Origin of the sequence: Kitasatospora sp. NPDC056138, from assembly GCF_042264695.1 — a bacterium.
In the GTDB taxonomy this organism is placed as follows: Bacteria; Actinomycetota; Actinomycetes; order Streptomycetales; family Streptomycetaceae; genus Kitasatospora.
Genome location: NZ_JBHJVK010000017.1, coordinates 40,385 through 56,984 on the forward strand (window position 1 = coordinate 40,385; position 16,600 = coordinate 56,984).

The following is a 16,600-nucleotide window of genomic DNA, read 5'->3' on the forward strand; positions in this document are numbered from 1 at the left end:
GGCCGGGGCCGGGTTCGCCGTTCACGGGCGCAGCTCCGCGGCCCACCGGTGCAGCAGGGTGTCGACGGTGTTCCACAGCGCCAGCACGTCGGCGGCGGAGTACCAGTCGGTCTTGAACATGACCGACACGGTGATCCCGTCCTCGTCCTCGTCCCAGAAGGTGGCGATGGCGGCGTCGTGCCAGCCCACCGAGACCCGCAGCGGTGAGGTCCTGACCCCCGGGATGGCGATCTCGCCGACCGTCCGGCGCATGCCGATCGGGCGGGCGTTGAAGGTGACGTACGGGACCTTGGCCTGCCGGCCCACCGACTCCGGGTCCATCCGGTCGATCAGCGCCGGCCAGGGCAGGTCGCTGTCGTCCAGGGTGGTCAGGACCCGCTCGCGGAAGTGGTGCAGGTAGTCGCGCGCCACGGGGAACCGGCCGGGCTCGCTGGCCAGCACCGTCTTGCTGGCGAACCAGCCGGCGGTGTGGTGCAGGCCGGGCAGCTCCCGGTTGGCGGTGGACAGCGTGGTGGCGACCGTGGGCCGGTCGGAGAGCTGGAACAGCGCCTGGTGGAGCGCGGCGTGCATGAGGTTCAGCCCGGTCATCCGCAGCGGGCGGGCTGCCGCGGTCAGGTCACGGCAGAGCTGCTGCGGCAGCCGGCGGGTGAACTCCCCGTACTCCTCGTAGCGGATGTCCGAGGCGCCGGTGAACCCGTCGATCGGCATGGCCGGGATCGCGCCGATGCCCTCCAGCCGGGCGGCCACCCGGGTGAGCGCGGCCTGACCGGCCGCCGACTCGACGGCGAGGTTCTGCCGCCGCACGTACTCCTGGAACGGCAGCTCGATCGCCGGCAGGTCCGGCACCCGGGCGCCGGACTCCCGGCCGTAGAGCGCGGCGAGGTCCCGGATCAGGACGTTCAGCGACCAGCCGTCGCTGACCAGGTGCTCGGTGACCATGGCGAAGTAGGTCTCCTCCGGCGAACGGGGGAGCACCACCAGCCGGGACACCGGCCCGCTTTCCAGGTCGAACGGCTCGATCACGGCCGCGCGGACCGCCGCCAGGTCGTCGTCCTCGCTCGCGCCGGCCGCCAGCCGCACGATGTCCTGCGGCTCGGCCGATCCGACGTGCCACAGGGCCGCGTCGGTGTCGAACCCGCTCAGCAGCACCGGGTGGCGCTGCTGCATGGCGTGCCAGGCGCGGTTCAGCGCGTCGAGGTCCAGCGGTCCGTGGAGCTTCAGCGGCAGGGTGCTGTGGTGCGGGTTGAACACCCCGCGCTCGGCGTCCTCCCGGGTCTGGCCCAGCCGGTGGCGGTGGTTCCAGGAGGCCTGCAGGGTCTCACGCATGGTTCAACTCCCTCTCCGGGGCGAGCCGGACGACCGACGCCCCGTCATGGGCGCGGACTCCGCCGTCGGCCCGCAGCGGGCGCAGCAGCTGCTGGTCGGGGTCGCAGATGACCTCGACCAGTGCGGGCCCGGGTTCGGCCAGCACCGCGGCGATGTCGCCGTCGAGCGTGTCGACCCGGGTCAGCGTGCGGTAGGGGAGCCGGAACGCGGTGGCGACCGCCCGGAAGTCCAGGGTCTCGGGCTCCGGCAGCTCCGGGCCCTCGCACAGCGCGGCCGCCGACTCGCGGATGGAGGCGTAGCCGCCGTTGTTGAGGACGAACACCTTGATGTCCAGCCCGTACTGGCTGATGGTCGCCAGCTCCTGGATGTTCAGCTCGATCGCGCCGTCGCCGACGATCACCAGCACCTGGGCGTCGGGCTGCGCGAAGGCGGCGCCGACCGCCATCGGGACCGCCGCGCCCATGTTCAGGAACGCCGCCGAGGTGATCTCCCGCTGGGAGGCGGTGAACTCCAGGGTCTGGCCGGTCACGTAGTAGGCGCTGCCGGTGTCCACCACGAACACGTGGTCCGGTCCGGTCTGGGCCTCCAGCCGGTCGATGAACCGGTAGGAGTTGATGGGCGCGCCCGGCCGGCTCTCGCCGACCGTCGGGTGGGCCTCCTTGAGCCGGGTGCAGTCGGCCAGCCACTCCTGGTGGGTACCGGGGACGACCGCCGACGCGGCCTCCGCCTGCAGGGCCTCCACCAGCTGGCCGACGTCCATGCAGACCGGGAAGTCCACCCGGACGCCCTTCTTGGTCAGCTGCGAGGGGTCGATGTCGACCGCGACGACGGTGGCCTCCGGGTCGAAGGCATCGGCGTCCTCACCGACGAAGGCGGTGGACAGGCTGGAGCCGAGCGAGATCACCAGGTCCGAGCGGCCCATGATCAGCCCGGGGTAGAGCCGCCCGCGGATGCCGCCCTGGCCGAAGCAGTACGGCGAGTCGTAGGGCAGCAGGTCGGTGCCCAGCCTGGAGGTCACCACCGGGACCCCCAGCCGCTCGACCAGCTCGCGGAACGGCTTCACCGCGTCGGCCTGGCGGATGCCCTGTCCGGCCACGATCAGCGGCCGCTCGGCGGAGCGCAGCATGGTCATCAGCTGCCGGGCGGTCTGCCGGGCGCCGGCCCCGCGCGGCTCCCCGGTCGCGGGGAGGGCGCTCTGCAGGGTGTCCGGGTCGATCGCCGCGGCCTGCACGTCGAGCGGGATGTCCAGCCAGACCGGTCCCGGGCGGCCCTCCAGGGCGTGCCGGACCGCCTCGTCCAGGTGCACCTTGATGTCGGCGGCGCGCTCCACCACGGCGGAGTACTTGGTCATGCTGCGGGCGCTGTTCACCACGCCGAAGCCCTGGACGCCGAACGAGCGGGCGCCGTCGTCCATGTGCCGGGTCTCGACCTGGCCGGAGACGACCAGCACCGGGACGCCGTCGGCGTAGGCGTCGACCAGCCCGGCCAGCGCGTTCACCGCGCCGGGGCCGCTGGTCACCAGTGCCACCCCGAGACTGCCGGTCAGCTTCGCCGCGCCGGTCGCCATCAGTGCGGCCGCCGTCTCGTGCCGGGCGCAGATGCTCACCAGACCGGGCTGCTGGGTGAAGGCCTGGTCGAGGTGGATCGAGCCGGTCCCGGAGAGGCTGTAGCAGGTGCGGACTCCGAGGGCATGCAGGTAGGAGGCCACGTAGTCGGCCACGCGCACCGTCATGCCAGCCACTCCCTTACCCGCTTGGCGATGCCCTGGGCGGTCAGACCGAAGTGCTCGTAGAGGAACTCGGCCGGGCCGATGGGCGCGTACTCGTTCGGAACACCGATCTGGAGCACCGGCACCGGGTGGGTGCGCACCACGGTCTCGGCGACCGCGCCGCCGAGACCGCCGTTGAGCACGTGGTCCTCGGCCACCACGAGCCTGCCGGTCCGGGCGGCGGCCCGGCCGATCGCCTCCGCGTCGATCGGCTGGACGGAGCCCAGGTGCAGGACGCCGGCGCTCACGCCGTCGGCCGCGAGCAGGTCGGCGGCCTCCACCAGGCGGCCCGTGAGCAGGCCGGTGCCGACCAGGGTGACGTCGTCGCCCTCCCGCAGCTGCACCGAGCCGCCGTAGGCGAAGCCGTGGTCGGCGGGGAACAGCTCGGGCGTGTCCAGCTTGCTGACGATCCGGATGTAGACCGGCCCGTCGTGGGTCAGGGCCTCGCGCAGTGCGGCCACGGTGTCCACCGGGGTGGCCGGTGCCAGCACCGTCATCCGGGGGATGGCCCGCATCCAGGCGAGGTCCTCGACCGCGTGGTGGGTGCCGCCGAGCGCCCCGTACGCCAGGCCGCTGACGAAGCCGCAGAACACCACGTTGGCGTTGGTGTAGGCGGCGTTCTTGATCTGCTCCAGGGCCCGCGAGGTCATGAAGCAGGAGGCCGAGTAGACGAACGGGCGCAGGCCCGCGTTGGCCATGCCGATCGCGACGCCGACCAGGTTCTGCTCGGCGATGCCGACGTCCACGAAGCGGTCGGGCAGCTCGGACTGGAAGCCGAGGGCCGAGTGGGTCTCGGCCGAGTCGTTGTTGACGATGCAGATCCGCTCGTCGGTACGCGCCAGTTCGAGCAGCGCGGCCGAGAAGGCGGTGGCGCAGTCAGGCGTCGATGCCATGCTCAAGCTCCCGGAGTGCCTGGTCGAGAAGGTCGGGGGTCAGCCGGCGGCTGTGCCATTCGAGGTTGCGCTCCATGAAGGAGACGCCCTTGCCCTTGACGGTCGAGGCGATCACGCAGGTCGGCTTGGACTCCTCCAGCGGTGCCCCGTGGAAGACGTCCAGCAGCGCCTCGACGTCGTGGCCGTCGACGGTCCGCACGCCCCAGCCGAAGGAGCGCCACTTGTCCTCCAGCGGCTCCAGCGCGTTGATGTCCTCGGTGCTGGCGCCCTTCTGGGCGAGGTTGCGGTCGACGACCACCACCAGGCTGCTCAGCTTGCGGGACGCCGCCAGCATCGCGGCCTCCCAGTTGCTGCCCTCCTGGAGCTCGCCGTCACCGGTGAGCACGAAGGTGCGGCGCCCGGAGCCCTGCACCCGGGCGGCGAGCGCGGCGCCCGCGCCCAGCGACAGGCCGTGACCGAGCGAGCCGGTGTTGAACTCGATGCCCGGCACCCGGGTGGAGACCACCGTGCTCAGCCGGGAGTCGGCGCCGCCGTAGGTCGACAGCTCGGCCTCGGGCAGGATGCCCTTGAGGGCGAGCACGCTGTACATGGCGGCCGACGCATGGGCCTTGCTGAGGATGAAGCGGTCCCGGTCCGGGTCCTCGGGCCCGCCGCGCAGCACGCTGAAGTGCAGTGCGCAGAGGATGTCCATGGCGGAGAGGTCGGCTCCGATGTGGCCGGTACCGGCCGTGCTGACGGTGGTCAGCGCGAGTGCCCGGGCCCGTGCCGCCTGACGGCGCACCAGCGCCACGTCTTGCGACGACAAGAGTTGGTCCTTTCGGTGGGGAGGTGGGGGAACGCAGGCCGTCAGGCCGTGAACTCCTGCCACTGGTTGAGCCGCTGGAGCGCGAAGACGTCCTTGACCTCGGAGATGCTGTCCTCCAGGTGGGCCGAGTGGCCGGTCTGGTAGATCGAGCCGAGGGTGGTCCGCAGCGAGGTGATGGTGGCGCGCAGCCCCTGGTTGGCGTAGATGACGGCCGAGACGCCCGCGGCGTGGGCCTCGTCGGCGTGCCAGTCGGGGTACGTGGTGGGCACGACCACCACCGGGAGCCGGTTGTCCCACTGGTCGAGGAACTCGAGGACCTCGTCCTTGGTCGCCTTCTTCGAGTGCACCAGCACGGCGTCCGCGCCGGCGTCGGCGTAGGTGGCGCAGCGCTTGAGCGCCTCCTCGACGCCGAGTCCGCTGATCATGGCCTCGGTGCGGGCGATGACGAAGAAGTCCTCGCTGCGCTGGGCCTTCTTGGCGGTCTCGATCTTGTGGGCGAAGTCGCCCGCGTCGAGCAGGGTGTGGGCGGCCGCGGCGAAGCTGTTCATCTTCGGGAAGATCTTGTCTTCCATGCAGACCGCGGTGATGCCGGCCCGCTCGTACTCGGCGACCATGTAGGCGACGTTCATGCTGTTGCCGAAGCCGGTGTCGCAGTCGGCGACCACCGGGACGGTCAGCGCCTTCTGTATGTTGGCCGCCGCCTCCAGGTAGTCGGTCATGCTGAGGAGGCTGGCGTCCGGGAGGCACCGGGCGGCGGAGATCTCGAAGCTCGACGCCCAGACGGCCTGGAAGCCGACCTGTTCGGCGATCAGGCCGCCGAGCGCGGAGTGCGCTCCGGCGATCCGGGTGAGGGGGTGCTCCGCCATGACGCTGCGGAACGACGGGTAGCTGGGGTGAATGTTCAGACTCAACTGGCGTTCCTACGGTGAAGGAGTGGGGGTTGGGTGGGCCGGTAGCTCCGACGGAGTGTCACGGGCGAAGGCCCAGTGGGCGGTGAGGCCGGCGAGCAGGAACACGGTGGCCAGGATCAGCCAGCCGAAGGTGCCCATGCCGAGCGGGAGCATGATGACGAGCGCGGGTCCGAAGAACTGCTGGAGACCCCGGCCGAGGCCGAACACGCCCTGGTACTCGCCCATCCGGCCCTCGGGCGGGAGGGTGAAGGACAGTCCCCAGCCGCCGGCCGACTGGGCGAGCTCGCCCAGGGTCATCACGGCCGTCCCGGTGATGAGCAGTACGACGGCCCAGGTGGTGCCGGTGCCGTTGCCCGAGGCGGCGAACATGCCGCAGGCGAGCGCCATCAGCAGGCCGGACCGCAACAGCAGCCGGCCGGAGCCGGACACGGTGTCCGAGCCCTTGCTGGCGGCGACCTGGAGCAGCACCACCAGCACGGTGTTGACGATGGTCAGTGCCGCCACCAGGGCAACCGGCGCATGGGTCCGGTTGACGACCCACAGCGGCACGCCGACGGCGAGCACCGGCTGGAAGAGCTCCAGGACCCCGCTGACCACGGTGGCCAGCAGGAACCTGCCGTCCCTGAACGCCGCCCAGGACCTCCCGGCCCCGGATCCGGCCACCTCGGGGCCGGCCGGCCGGAGCCGTACGGTGATGACGGCGCAGAGCAGTTGGAGCACCGCGTTGCCGGTGAGGACCAGGAGGAAGGCGCTCCGCGAGCCGGTGGCGAGCGCGGCGCCGGCCAGCGCCGCACCGCCGGTGAAGCCCAGGTTGTACAGACTGCGCATCCTGGCCCGCACACCTGCGGAGCGTGCGGAACCGAACAGGGCGTGGGTCAGGGCCGCGCGCAGCGGGCTCCCGACAGTCTCGCACACCGCGATGGCGCACGCGACGATCGTGAACTCGCCGATCTCGTCGATGAATCCGTACGCCACGAAGAGCGCGGCGAGCAGTGCGTAGCTCGCCGCCAGCGGCCTGCGCGCGCCGAGCCGGTCCGCGACCCGGCCACCCGGGATGGTGGCGAGGAAGCCGCACAGACCGGCGATCGACATGGCCACCGAGACGCTGTCGGCGGACAGGCCGACCGTCCTGGTGAAGAAGACGGCGCTGGAGGTCAGGAAGAGGCCGGTGCCGAGTGACTGGGCGAGCGTGAGCACGCCCATCCGGCGCTCGGCGCCGGGCGCCGGGATCAGGTCTCGCAGAAGGCCGGTGGCGGCCGTGCGGAGGGTAGGCATGGGTCTTCCCGGGGTAGTGGCACGCAGAGGTGACTGATCGTCAGAAAGACGGACGGGCCGGGCGGGCCTAGGGGTTGAGGAGCAGGTCCCGGGCGGTCCGCAGGACACGCCGCCCGTCGATGGTGAACTCGAACGCCAGTTGGTCGACCGCCTGTTCCAGCAGTGCGATCATCTCCTCGTGGTCGGCGGCCGAGCCGCACAGCAGGTCGAGCAGGGTGGTGCTGGTCCCGCCCGCCAGCTCGGCGCCGGGCCGTACGGCCGGCCGGTAGCTGGTGACGCCGGGCAGGGCCCGGACGGCGGGCGCGCCGTCGACGCGTTCGACCCTGGCCGGGGCGGTCGGGCCCGGTGTGTAGTGCTGGAAGTGGACCCGGTCCGGCCGGACGGGGCTCAGGCTGACACTCCGCCCGAGGGCGATCTCGCCCGCCAGCGCGACGAGGTCGAGTCCCACCGCGCGCCTGGCCAGCTCGGCCTGCTCCCCGCCGAGCCGCCCGTTGACCTCGATCAGGCGCGGTCCCGCGGGGGTCAGCTTGATCTCGGTGTGGGTCAGGCCGTGGGTGACGCCCAGTGCCCGCAGTGCGCGGTCGGTCAGCGACACCACCTCGGCCAGTTGCTCCGGCGGCAGTTGGGACGGCCAGAACTGCCCCGACTCGCGGAACGGCGGTGCCAGCGGGAGCTTCCCGGAGACGGCGTAGTGGCAGACGCCCTCCGGGGTGACGGCGCTCTCCACCGAGACGTAGTCCCCGAACGGCGCGCAGTCGGCGCCCTGGAGGAACTCCTCGACGATCAGGGCCGGTTCGGTCCGCAGGAACTCCTCGATCACGGCGGCACCGTGCCCGGCGTCGGTCACCCGGACGGTGTTCCGGCTGCCCTCGCCGCGCACCGGCTTGACCACGGCGGGCAGTCCGGTCAGGGCCAGCGCGGCCGGCCCGCCCCCGGGGGTGGTGACCACCGCGCTCCGTACGGAGTCCACCCCCGCCTCCCGCAGGCACCGGCGCTGGGCCGCCTTGTCCGTCAACACCCGGACCGTCTCTGGTGAGTTGTACGGCAGGCCGAGCAGTTCCGCGAGCCTGGCGGTGTCGGGGAGCATGCGCTCGCTGAAGGTCAGGATGCCCTTGACCGGGTACCGGCGGAGCAGGGCCACGACCGCCTCGTCGGTGTCCGCCAGGGACACCACGCCGGCGCAGTTCTCCTCGAACAACGGCCCGACCTGCTGGGCGTGTTCGGACGGTGCGAGTGCGACGACCACGGGTTCCGAGCCGCCCAGCCGACCTATGATCTCGCGCGGCGAGGCCGCGCCCTGGTCGTAAACGACGACGATCGCCATGGGTCAGACGCGATCGAACAGCTGAGGGTCCTCGACCGCCTCGGCGAGCTGCCTGAGCGTGCTGCGGCGCAGGACCGCCGACCGCGGCATGGTCAGGCCGGACTCGATGGCGCGGGTGGAAATCGCGAGCGCCAGCAGTGAATCCCCGCCGAGATCGAAGAAATCGGCATCGACATCGTCGACGGGAATGCCGAGGACCTCTTCCCAGATCTCCCTGAGAGTTTCGGTGACGTCCTTGTCGGACATTATCTGATCATCCCCCTTCGGCTTGTGACCGCATATCAGTATTAGATGTTCGCTGTCGTACTGTCAAAGCTTTTTCGAACTTCTGGTGAATTCGTCCGAGCGCGTGTCAATGCGCGGGCACGGCGGCCGGAGGGCCCGGCCCGCGCCCCGCCGTGGGGCGGTTCGGGCCGGGTCCCCGCTCGGTCGCCGGTGGTCCGGCCCGGGGTCAGACCATGCCTGCGCCGGCGAATCCCTCGGCGTGCTTCAGGTGGGTGATCAGGTCGGCGATGGAGATCAGCGCCAGGCCGTGCCGGCGGGCGAAGTGGCGCAGCTCCGGAAGCCTGGCCATGGTCCCGTCGGCGTTGGCGATCTCGCACACCGCCGCGGCCGGGCGCAGGCCCGCGAGCCGGCACAGGTCGGCTCCGGCCTCGGTGTGGCCGGCCCGGGCGAGCACGCCGCCCTCGCGCACCCGCAGCGGGAACACGTGGCCGGGCCGGACGAAGTCGTCCGGGGTGGCGGCCGGATCGGCCAGCAGGCGGATGGTCAGGGCCCGGTCGGCGGCCGAGATGCCGGTGCTGATGCCTGCTCTGGCGTCGACCGAGACGGTGAAGGCGGTGCGGTGGCTCTCGCTGTTGTGACGGACCATCTGCTCCAGCTCCAGCCGGTCGAGGTCCTCGCCGAGCATGGGGGCGCAGAGCAGGCCCCGGCATTCGTTCATGGCGAAGGCGACCAGTTCGGTGGTGGCCAGCTCGGCCGCGAACACGATGTCGCCCTCGTTCTCGCGGTCCTCGTCGTCGACGACGACGACCGCACGGCCCGCGGCGATCTCCGCGACCGCGTACTCGATGGAATCGAGAGGCGACTCGTCCGAGGCGGTCGGGTGCGTGATCGGATCGGCAGTGGTCATGCCCGTGGTCCTTCGGTTCGTTGGGAGGGACTCGTCGCGGAGCGCGAACCCAACGGGTGCCACGCCTGGCCCGGGCCGTCGACCGGGCCAGGCCGGTCGGGCGGGGCACAAGGGCCGGCAGCGGTACTGCCGGGCGGGCGGCCCATCGGTCTCCTCGCGCTCGGGGCGCGGACTGCCGGGACACGGGAGGAAGGGCGTGCAGGGGGAGTTGGCGACCGTGCTGGTCGGGACGGCGCGGTTCGAGAGGACCGGCGGCACGCTCGCACAGATCGGAAACCCTGCCCGCCGCGCACTGCCTCCCTTCCGGACTTTCACCGTCGGTCCAGGAGTTTCACCTGGTCAACCGGCCGCTGGCTGCGGTCGGGTCGCGGACTGTAACCGCCGGTTCGGAATTGCACCGACCCCGGAGTGCGCAAACGTCGTAATAACTCTGGTTAACCTTGCATACACGTCACGATGTTGACAAGCCATCAGCAAATCCCGGGTGGTGTGGCCTGTGTCACGCGCCGATCGGTGGGGGTGTCAACTCCGCCGTTCGGGGGGCTTGCCCGCGCCGTGCGGCTGTGACTACGATCCGAATCATCGCCGCCTACCCGTCAGTAAGACCTCGAATCAGCGGATCGTTGAGATCGGGGAAGGGGGTTGACGGGCAAAGGGCGGTACTTCCGGCGAGTCGGCACTCCACTGCCGAGTGTCAGCCGGGTGCGACACGGGGGAGCAGTCACACCGATGCCTGAGAACGTCCGAGCCACACTGGGCGAAGCCATGCCCGCCGACGGCGGCCGCGCTCGCGCCGACGCCCGCGAACCCGGCCGGTTCGCATCCGGAGAGGTCGTCCTCCGTCGCGAAGTCCTCGACGGCAGGACCTGGTTGAGCTACCCCGTCCGGGTGGTCGCCGACCGCTCCGACCTGCTCGCGGTGTACCTGGCCCGCGGCACGCCGCTCACCTTCGGCGAGGGCCCCTTCCGCTGGGGGCCGCACCCCTGGCGCGACGTCGCCGCCCACTGGCGCAGCCACGGCGTCCTCCAGCTCCAGCGCCCCGGCGACGCCTACGCCGTCTGGGTGTTCCGCGACGACGCGACCGGTGAGTTCTCCGGATGGTACGTCAACTTCCAGGACCCGTACCGGCGTACGCCGGACGGCTTCGACACCCTCGACCACGAGCTCGACCTCTGGGTGCCCGCCGACGGCGGTCCGTACCGCTGGAAGGACGTCGAGGAGTTCGAGGAGCGTGCCCGCAGCGGCGGTTTCACGCCCGAGGAGGCCGCCGCCGTCCGCGCCGAGGGGGCCAAGGTCGCCGAGCTGCTCGACCGGGGCGAGCCCTGGTGGGACCAGGACTGGTCACGCTGGAGCCCGCCGGCCGCCTGGGCGGTGCCCCGGGCGGCGCCCGCCGCCGACGCGCCCGCCCACTGACCGGGGACTGCCGCGCCGACTCCGGGCGGCCCTGCGCACCGCTCGACCGCACCGGCCGGCCGCGCGGGCCCCGGGACCGGCGTGCGGCGGCCCCCCACGCCGCCAGGGCGGTCCCCGGACCGCTCGCACCGCACTGCACAGCACCACGAAAGGAACGACCGATGCGCGTAGCACTGGTGACCTCCCCCGGTACCGTGGAGATCCGCGAGACCCCGCTGCCCGAGATGGGCGAGGACGACGTCCTGGTCCGGATCTCCGCCTGCGGCCTGTGCACCATGGAGGCCAAGCTCTACACCGGGACCATGCCGGTCTACCCGGTGGCCGCCGGACACGAGGTCTCCGGCCGGATCGAGCGGGTCGGGGCCAGGGCGGCCGCCCTGGAGGACGCGCCCGTCGTCGGCGACCTGGTCACCCTGGACCTGCTCACCCGGTGCGGGGCCTGCCGCAGCTGCCGCGGCGGCAACAGCGCCGTCTGCGCCTCGCCGCAGGGCGGCCTGCTGCCCGACGGCAGCATCACCATGGGCGCCGGCCTGGCGGAGTACGTCAAGGTCCCGGCCGCGCACGCCTGGCGGGTCGGCGACGCCGACCCGCTGCACGCCGCGATGGGCGAGCCCCTCGCCTGCGTGGTGCACTCCTTCGGGCGGGCCGCCTTCCGCCCGGACGACCGGGTCACCGTGGTCGGCGGCGGTTTCATGGGCCGGCTCCACCAACTGCTCGCCCAGCACCACCAGGCCCGGACGGTCACCGTCGTGGAGACCGACGCCGCACGCCGGGAAGCCGCCCTCGCGGCCGGTGCCGACCACGCGGTGACGCCCGACGAGGTCACCGAACTTCCGCGCGCCGACGTGGTGTTCGTCACCATAGCGTCCGCGGAGGCGATCGCCACCGCCTTCGAGGCGGCCGCTGACGGTGCCCGCCTCGTGCTGTTCGGCGGCTCCCACGACGCCCCCGAGGCCGCGCTGCCGGGCTACGAGGTGCACCGCCGCCAGCTCACCGTCACCGGCTCCTACAGCCAGGAGCCGGCCGACTGGCGGACCGCCGCCGCCCTGCTGCGCAGCGGAGTGCTCGCCGAGGGGCTGGCCCAGCTGGTCACCTCGCGCCACGAACTGGCCGACGTCGAGAAGGCGTTGGCCGAGAGCTCCGGGTCGCCGGCCTACCGGGTCTTCGTCGAGCCGCGCTGACCGCACCCCGCCGGCCCGCGCCGCGGATCCCGCCGGCCCACCCGCCGCAGAGTCCGACCGCAGGCCCCGAGCCAACTTTTCCGCACGGCCGCACCAGGAGACCACGGATGACCACCACCCCCGCGACCCGACCCGCCCTCCGGATCGGTGCCCAACTCCACCCGCAGCACTGCGAACTCGCCGACCTGCGGGCCGCCTGGCGCGAGGCCGACGCCCTCGGCGTCGACTCGCTGTGGACCTGGGACCACTTCATCCCGCAGACCGGTGACCCCAAGGGCGCCCACTACGAGTGCTGGTCGCTGCTGGCCGCGATGGCGGTGGAGACCCGGCAGGCGACCATCGGCTCGCTGGTGACCTGCACCGCCTACCGCAACCCGCACCTGCTCGCCGACCAGGCGCGGACGGTCGACCTGCTCAGCGGCGGCCGGCTGGTACTCGGCGTCGGTGCCGGCTGGTTCGAGCAGGAGCACCAGGAGTACGGCTACCCCTTCCCCGGCCCCGGCGCCCGGATCGACGCCTTCGAGGCGGCGGTGACGGCGATCCGCGACCGGCTGGGCCGCCTCAACCCGCCGCCGGTCGGCCCGCTGCCGCTGCTGATCGGCGGCGGCGGCGAGAAGCGGACCCTGGCGGCCGTCGCCCGGTACGCCGACATGTGGAACTGGTACGGCTGGAACTCCGAGGACCCGGTGGCCGAGTTCAGCTGGCGCAGCGGGCTGCTCGACGAGTGGTGCGAGCGGGTCGGCCGCGACCCCCGTGAGATCGCCAGGACCGTCATGATCGACGTCCCGCAGACCGGTCTGGCCGGCGACTTCGCGGCGGCCGGTGCCACCGAGATCATCGTCTCCGTCCCCGGCCCCTTCGACCTCGGTCCCGTCCGCGAACTCCTCGACCTGCGCGACGCGTTGGCGGCGAAGTGAGCCGTACCCGGCGAACCGGCCGGGAGCGCGGCACGACCCCGGGCGGCGAGGTGCGGCCCGGGGGCGGGCCGGCGGCGGACCGCCTCGGCGGCCTGTTCCACGCCCTGATGGCCGGTCTGCTGGTGTCCAGCGCCGGTATCGGCCTGATCTTCCCGCTGACCAGCATCTACATCAGCGACCAGCTGGGACTGGGCGGTTCGGGCGCCGGACGGTACTTCGTCGCGATGGCCGTGGCCGGGTGCGCCGCCGCAGTGATCGGCGGCCCCAGGGCCGACCGGGGCGGCGCGGCCCCGGTCGGCGCCGTCGGCACGTCCGCCCTGGTGCTCGCCTACGCGCTGCTCGGCGCGGCGCACGGCAGCGTCCCGGTGCTGGCCTCGGGCGTGCTCGCGGGCATCGGCTACGGCCTGCAGTACGCGGCGATCACCGGGGTGGTCACCGCCCTGGTCCCGGCCGCCCGGCAGCGCCGCGCCTTCGTGCTGCGCCACGTCATGACCAACGTGGGCATGGGACTCGGGGCCGCCGCCGGCGGCCTGCTGGTCGCCGACGCCGCCCGCTCCGCGGCGACGCTGCGGGTGCTGTACGAGGTGAGCGCCGCCGCCTCGCTGCCGCTGGCCGCGGTCTTCCTCGTGGTGCACCGGCGACGCCGCGCGGGACCCGCCGACGATCCCGGGGCCGAGGCGGCACCGCAGGGCGGCGACCGCTACCGCGAACTCCTGCGCAGCCGCCCGCTCGCCCTGCTGCTGCTCAGTCAGGCCCTGCTGGCAGCAGTCGGATTCACCCAGATCGAGGCCACCGTCCCGCTGCTGCTGCACCACGGCATGGGCATCGGGCTGACCGGGGTCAGCGCGGTGACGGCCTGCAACGCCTTCGCGCTGCTCGTCCTGCAGCACCCGGTCGGCGCGCGCCTGGAACGGCTGGTGGAGGCGACCGCGCTGGTCGCGGCACCGGTCCTGTGGTGCGCGGCGTTCGGCGCCGGGGCACTGGCGACGGCCGCCGGCACCGGCCCGGTCCGCACCGCGCTGCTGGTCGTCTTCGCGGCGCTCTTCGCGCTCGGCGAGATCGCCTACTCCTCGGCGTTCTTCCCGCTGCTGGTGCGGCTGTCCGGCCCGGCCTCGCTCGGCCGGGGCAGCGCCCTGTCCTCGCTCGCCTGGAGTGCCGGAACGGCCGCCGGTCCGCCGGTGGGCATCGCGGTGGTCACCGCCACCGGCACCAGCGCGGGCTGGCTGGCCCTCGCCGCGGGAGCCGTGCTGGTCTGTGCCGTCACACTCCTGCTGCGGCGCTCGGCCAAGGCGACATGACACCGCGCACCCGGTCCGCCGCCACCGGCGGCCCGGCCCGACGGGTCGCCCGGATCAACCGCACCGCACGGGGAATCCCCACAGCACGGGGAATCCCCACAGCACGGGGAATCCCCACCGCACGGGGAATCCCCACCGCACGGGAAGACCCCACCGCACGGGGAATCCCCACCACACCGCACGGGAAACGAACGGAGCAGCTGTGCCACAGCCGGAGAGCATGACACGCATCCCGCGGGCGACGGCGGTCGCGTCCGGGACCGGTCGGCCCGCGAGAGCGGCGGCGGACCGGCGCCCGGCCGGGCGGGCGGCCGCCGTGCTGCCGCCGCTGGTGTTCGGCCTGCTGCTGCTGGGCAGTTGGGAGGCGGTGACGGCGACCGGGGCCGTCTCGGCGTTCTTCCTGCCGGCGCCGGGCACCGTGGCACAGGCGTTCGTCGACGCGGTGGCCCACGGATCGCTGCTCGACTACACCTGGCAGACGGTCCTGGAGAGCCTGGCCGGCAGCGCGCTGGGCATCGCGGCGGCCGTTCCGCTGGGCTACCTGATGGCCCGCAGCACGATCGCGGCCCGCGCCCTCCAGCCGTACCTGGCGGCCTCGCAGGCGGTCCCGGCGGTGGCCCTCGCGCCGCTGCTCGCCATCTGGGTGGGGTACGGGCTGCTGCCCATCGCGATCCTCTGCGCGCTGCTGGTGTTCTTCCCGATGCTGGTGAACACCATGCTCGGGCTGCGGGAGCTCGACCCCGAGGTGCTGAACGCGGCCCGGGTCGACGGCGTGGGCCACTGGGGGATGCTGCGCCACATCGAGTTCCCGCTGGCGCTGCCGAGCGTGCTGGCCGGGGTCCGCACCGGCTGCACCCTGTCGATCACCGGAGCGGTGGTGGGCGAGTTCGTGATGGGCGGCGAGGGGCTGGGACAGCTGCTGGCGGTGCAGCGCGGCCAGGCGGACTCCACCGGGCTCTTCGTCTCGCTGCTGACTCTCACGCTGCTGGCCGCCGGCACCTACGGCGCGGTTCGCCTGGTCGAGCTGCGGGTGGACCGCTGACGGTCCGTCGGGCCCCGGCCCGACGGACGTGCGCCGGCCCCGGGCCCCGGGGCCGGCGCGGATCACCGGAGGGCGGCCGTGCGGCCCCGTCCCTCCGGTCCTTTCGAAGAATGCACGGCACCTAGAGGAACAGGACGCGAATGCGCATGCGAAAGATCAGCGGACGGTCGTCGGGCGCGGGCTCGGAGCCGCGCCCCGGGTCGGTCTCACCGGCTGCCCGGGCCCGGGTGGGAGCGGTCGCCCTCGCCCTGGTGGGCAGCGCGGTGCTCTCGGCCTGCGCCTCCGACCCCACCGCGGCGAAGTCGTCGGACGACAAGGGCGGCGGCCAGAGCCTCACGGTGGGGCTCACCTACATCCCGAACATCCAGTTCGCGCCCTTCTACGTGGCCGAGAGCAAGGGCTTCTACAAGGACGCCGGACTGAAGGTGACCCTCCGTCACCACAGCTTCACGGACGACCTCTTCGGCGGTCTGACCGCCGGCAAGGAGGATATCGTCTACGCCGGTGGCGACGAGATGCTCCAGGGCCGGGCCAAGGGCGTGCCGGTGGTGGACATCGCCTCGCTCTACCACACCTACCCGGTGGCGATGCTGGTGCCGCAGGACTCCCCGATCCACAAGGTCGAGGACCTGCGCGGCCACAGCGTCGGCACCCCCGGCCCGTACGGCGAGACCTACTTCGGCCTGCTCGCGATGCTGAAGTCCGCCGGGCTCACCACCAAGGACGTCAACGTCCAGAACATCGGCTTCACCCAGCAGGCCGCGCTGGCCGGCCACAAGGTGGACGCGGTGATGGGCTACCTCAACAACGACGCGGTCCAGTTCGAGCAGGCCGGCGTGGCGGTGCGACCGGTGGAGGGCACCGGCGGCGCGGCGGCGCTCCCGCTGGCGGCGGCCGGACTGGGGGCGACCAAGACCACCCTGGACCAGCACGGCGACGACGTGAAGAAGTTCGTCGCGGCCACCCTGCGCGGCGTGCAGTACACCGTGGAGCACCCCGACGAGGCGGTGTCGATCAGCAAGACCTACATCCCCGGCATGAACGACCAGAAGCAGCAGGCCTCCGCGCTCGCCGTGCTGAAGGCCACCGTGCCGCTGATGCAGACCCCGGCCTCCGGCAAGCCGGGGCTCAACGACGCGGCGACCTGGGACAAGATGGCGTCCTTCATGAAGGAGCAGGGCCTGCTGGACAAGCCGGTGACCGCCACCGACGCGTACAGCAACAGCTACCTGCCCTGATCCGCCGCTCCGGCACAGAGCGGCCGAGACCGTTCCCAGGACGCCCCGCGCCCCCGGAACGGTCTCGGCCGCGCCGT

Annotated in this window: 14 protein-coding genes, 1 pseudogene and 1 riboswitch; of the genes and pseudogenes, 6 read left to right on the forward strand and 9 right to left on the reverse strand. The window is 72.7% G+C overall.

From position 1 onward, the window contains the following. Positions 1-21: 21 nt before the first annotated feature. From ACFC1R_RS13620 to ribB, 9 genes and pseudogenes are all read right to left on the reverse strand, one after another. Positions 22-1,326, reverse strand: coding sequence for a condensation domain-containing protein (locus ACFC1R_RS13620; RefSeq protein WP_375937626.1), 1,305 nt, complete (start codon positions 1,324-1,326; stop codon positions 22-24). Beyond that, the gene (locus ACFC1R_RS13625) at positions 1,319-3,058 is read right to left on the reverse strand and encodes a thiamine pyrophosphate-binding protein (RefSeq protein WP_375937629.1); all 1,740 of its coding nucleotides are present in this window, start codon (positions 3,056-3,058) and stop codon (positions 1,319-1,321) included. Before ACFC1R_RS13625 ends, ACFC1R_RS13620 begins: the two co-directional genes overlap by 8 nt. Beyond that, complete coding sequence (locus tag ACFC1R_RS13630) at positions 3,055-3,987, reverse strand: transketolase family protein (protein ID WP_375937631.1); 933 nt, start codon at positions 3,985-3,987, stop codon at positions 3,055-3,057. Before ACFC1R_RS13630 ends, ACFC1R_RS13625 begins: the two co-directional genes overlap by 4 nt. Continuing rightward, positions 3,971-4,792 (reverse strand): transketolase, encoded by an 822-nt coding sequence (locus tag ACFC1R_RS13635; RefSeq protein ID WP_375937634.1) that lies wholly within the window; start codon positions 4,790-4,792, stop codon positions 3,971-3,973. The genes ACFC1R_RS13630 and ACFC1R_RS13635 overlap by 17 nt, the downstream gene beginning before the upstream one ends. Positions 4,793-4,833: 41 nt before the next feature. Continuing rightward, the gene (locus tag ACFC1R_RS13640; protein WP_375937637.1) at positions 4,834-5,703 is read right to left on the reverse strand and encodes an isocitrate lyase/phosphoenolpyruvate mutase family protein; all 870 of its coding nucleotides are present in this window, start codon (positions 5,701-5,703) and stop codon (positions 4,834-4,836) included. A gap of 9 nt (positions 5,704-5,712) precedes the next feature. Further along, a complete protein-coding gene (locus ACFC1R_RS13645) occupies positions 5,713-6,978 on the reverse strand; it encodes an MFS transporter (protein WP_375937640.1) in 1,266 nt (421 codons plus the stop codon). Between the two features lie 67 nt (positions 6,979-7,045). Next, positions 7,046-8,302, reverse strand: coding sequence for a hypothetical protein (locus ACFC1R_RS13650; RefSeq protein ID WP_375937643.1), 1,257 nt, complete (start codon positions 8,300-8,302; stop codon positions 7,046-7,048). Between the two features lie 3 nt (positions 8,303-8,305). Further along, on the reverse strand, positions 8,306-8,548 hold the full coding sequence (locus ACFC1R_RS13655; protein WP_045300947.1) for a phosphopantetheine-binding protein: 243 nt from the start codon (positions 8,546-8,548) through the stop codon (positions 8,306-8,308). A 232-nt stretch (positions 8,549-8,780) separates the two neighbouring features. Next, a pseudogene (gene ribB / locus ACFC1R_RS13660) lies at positions 8,781-9,434 on the reverse strand (3,4-dihydroxy-2-butanone-4-phosphate synthase); the annotation flags it as partial. A 285-nt stretch (positions 9,435-9,719) separates the two neighbouring features. Beyond that, a riboswitch (FMN riboswitch) is annotated at positions 9,720-9,850 on the reverse strand. Positions 9,851-10,163: 313 nt separating this feature from the next. Between ribB and ACFC1R_RS13665 the strand changes: the two are divergent. From ACFC1R_RS13665 to ACFC1R_RS13690, 6 genes are all read left to right on the forward strand, one after another. After that, positions 10,164-10,847: a DUF402 domain-containing protein gene (locus ACFC1R_RS13665; RefSeq protein WP_375937647.1), complete on the forward strand. Its 684-nt coding sequence runs from the start codon at positions 10,164-10,166 to the stop codon at positions 10,845-10,847. Between the two features lie 161 nt (positions 10,848-11,008). Beyond that, positions 11,009-12,028, forward strand: a complete 1,020-nt coding sequence (locus ACFC1R_RS13670) for a zinc-binding dehydrogenase (RefSeq protein WP_375937650.1) — start codon at positions 11,009-11,011, stop codon at positions 12,026-12,028. Between the two features lie 107 nt (positions 12,029-12,135). Continuing rightward, positions 12,136-12,945, forward strand: coding sequence for an LLM class F420-dependent oxidoreductase (locus ACFC1R_RS13675; protein WP_375937653.1), 810 nt, complete (start codon positions 12,136-12,138; stop codon positions 12,943-12,945). After that, the gene (locus ACFC1R_RS13680) at positions 12,942-14,243 is read left to right on the forward strand and encodes an MFS transporter (protein ID WP_375937656.1); all 1,302 of its coding nucleotides are present in this window, start codon (positions 12,942-12,944) and stop codon (positions 14,241-14,243) included. Before ACFC1R_RS13675 ends, ACFC1R_RS13680 begins: the two co-directional genes overlap by 4 nt. A gap of 484 nt (positions 14,244-14,727) precedes the next feature. After that, positions 14,728-15,285, forward strand: a complete 558-nt coding sequence (locus tag ACFC1R_RS13685) for an ABC transporter permease (protein WP_375937800.1) — start codon at positions 14,728-14,730, stop codon at positions 15,283-15,285. A gap of 146 nt (positions 15,286-15,431) precedes the next feature. Continuing rightward, positions 15,432-16,523 carry an ABC transporter substrate-binding protein gene (locus ACFC1R_RS13690; protein WP_375937659.1) on the forward strand — a complete coding sequence of 364 codons (1,092 nt, stop codon included), beginning with the start codon at positions 15,432-15,434 and terminating at the stop codon, positions 16,521-16,523. Positions 16,524-16,600 lie beyond the last annotated feature (77 nt).

Coding starts and splice junctions, on each gene's coding strand:
- ACFC1R_RS13620 (WP_375937626.1), bottom strand. CDS start 1,326: ATGCGTGAGACCCTGCAGGCCTCCTGGAACCACCGCCACCGGCTGGGC.
- ACFC1R_RS13625 (WP_375937629.1), bottom strand. CDS start 3,058: ATGACGGTGCGCGTGGCCGACTACGTGGCCTCCTACCTGCATGCCCTC.
- ACFC1R_RS13630 (WP_375937631.1), bottom strand. CDS start 3,987: ATGGCATCGACGCCTGACTGCGCCACCGCCTTCTCGGCCGCGCTGCTC.
- ACFC1R_RS13645 (WP_375937640.1), bottom strand. CDS start 6,978: ATGCCTACCCTCCGCACGGCCGCCACCGGCCTTCTGCGAGACCTGATC.
- ACFC1R_RS13650 (WP_375937643.1), bottom strand. CDS start 8,302: ATGGCGATCGTCGTCGTTTACGACCAGGGCGCGGCCTCGCCGCGCGAG.
- ACFC1R_RS13655 (WP_045300947.1), bottom strand. CDS start 8,548: ATGTCCGACAAGGACGTCACCGAAACTCTCAGGGAGATCTGGGAAGAG.
- ACFC1R_RS13665 (WP_375937647.1), top strand. CDS start 10,164: ATGCCTGAGAACGTCCGAGCCACACTGGGCGAAGCCATGCCCGCCGAC.
- ACFC1R_RS13670 (WP_375937650.1), top strand. CDS start 11,009: ATGCGCGTAGCACTGGTGACCTCCCCCGGTACCGTGGAGATCCGCGAG.
- ACFC1R_RS13675 (WP_375937653.1), top strand. CDS start 12,136: ATGACCACCACCCCCGCGACCCGACCCGCCCTCCGGATCGGTGCCCAA.
- ACFC1R_RS13690 (WP_375937659.1), top strand. CDS start 15,432: ATGCGAAAGATCAGCGGACGGTCGTCGGGCGCGGGCTCGGAGCCGCGC.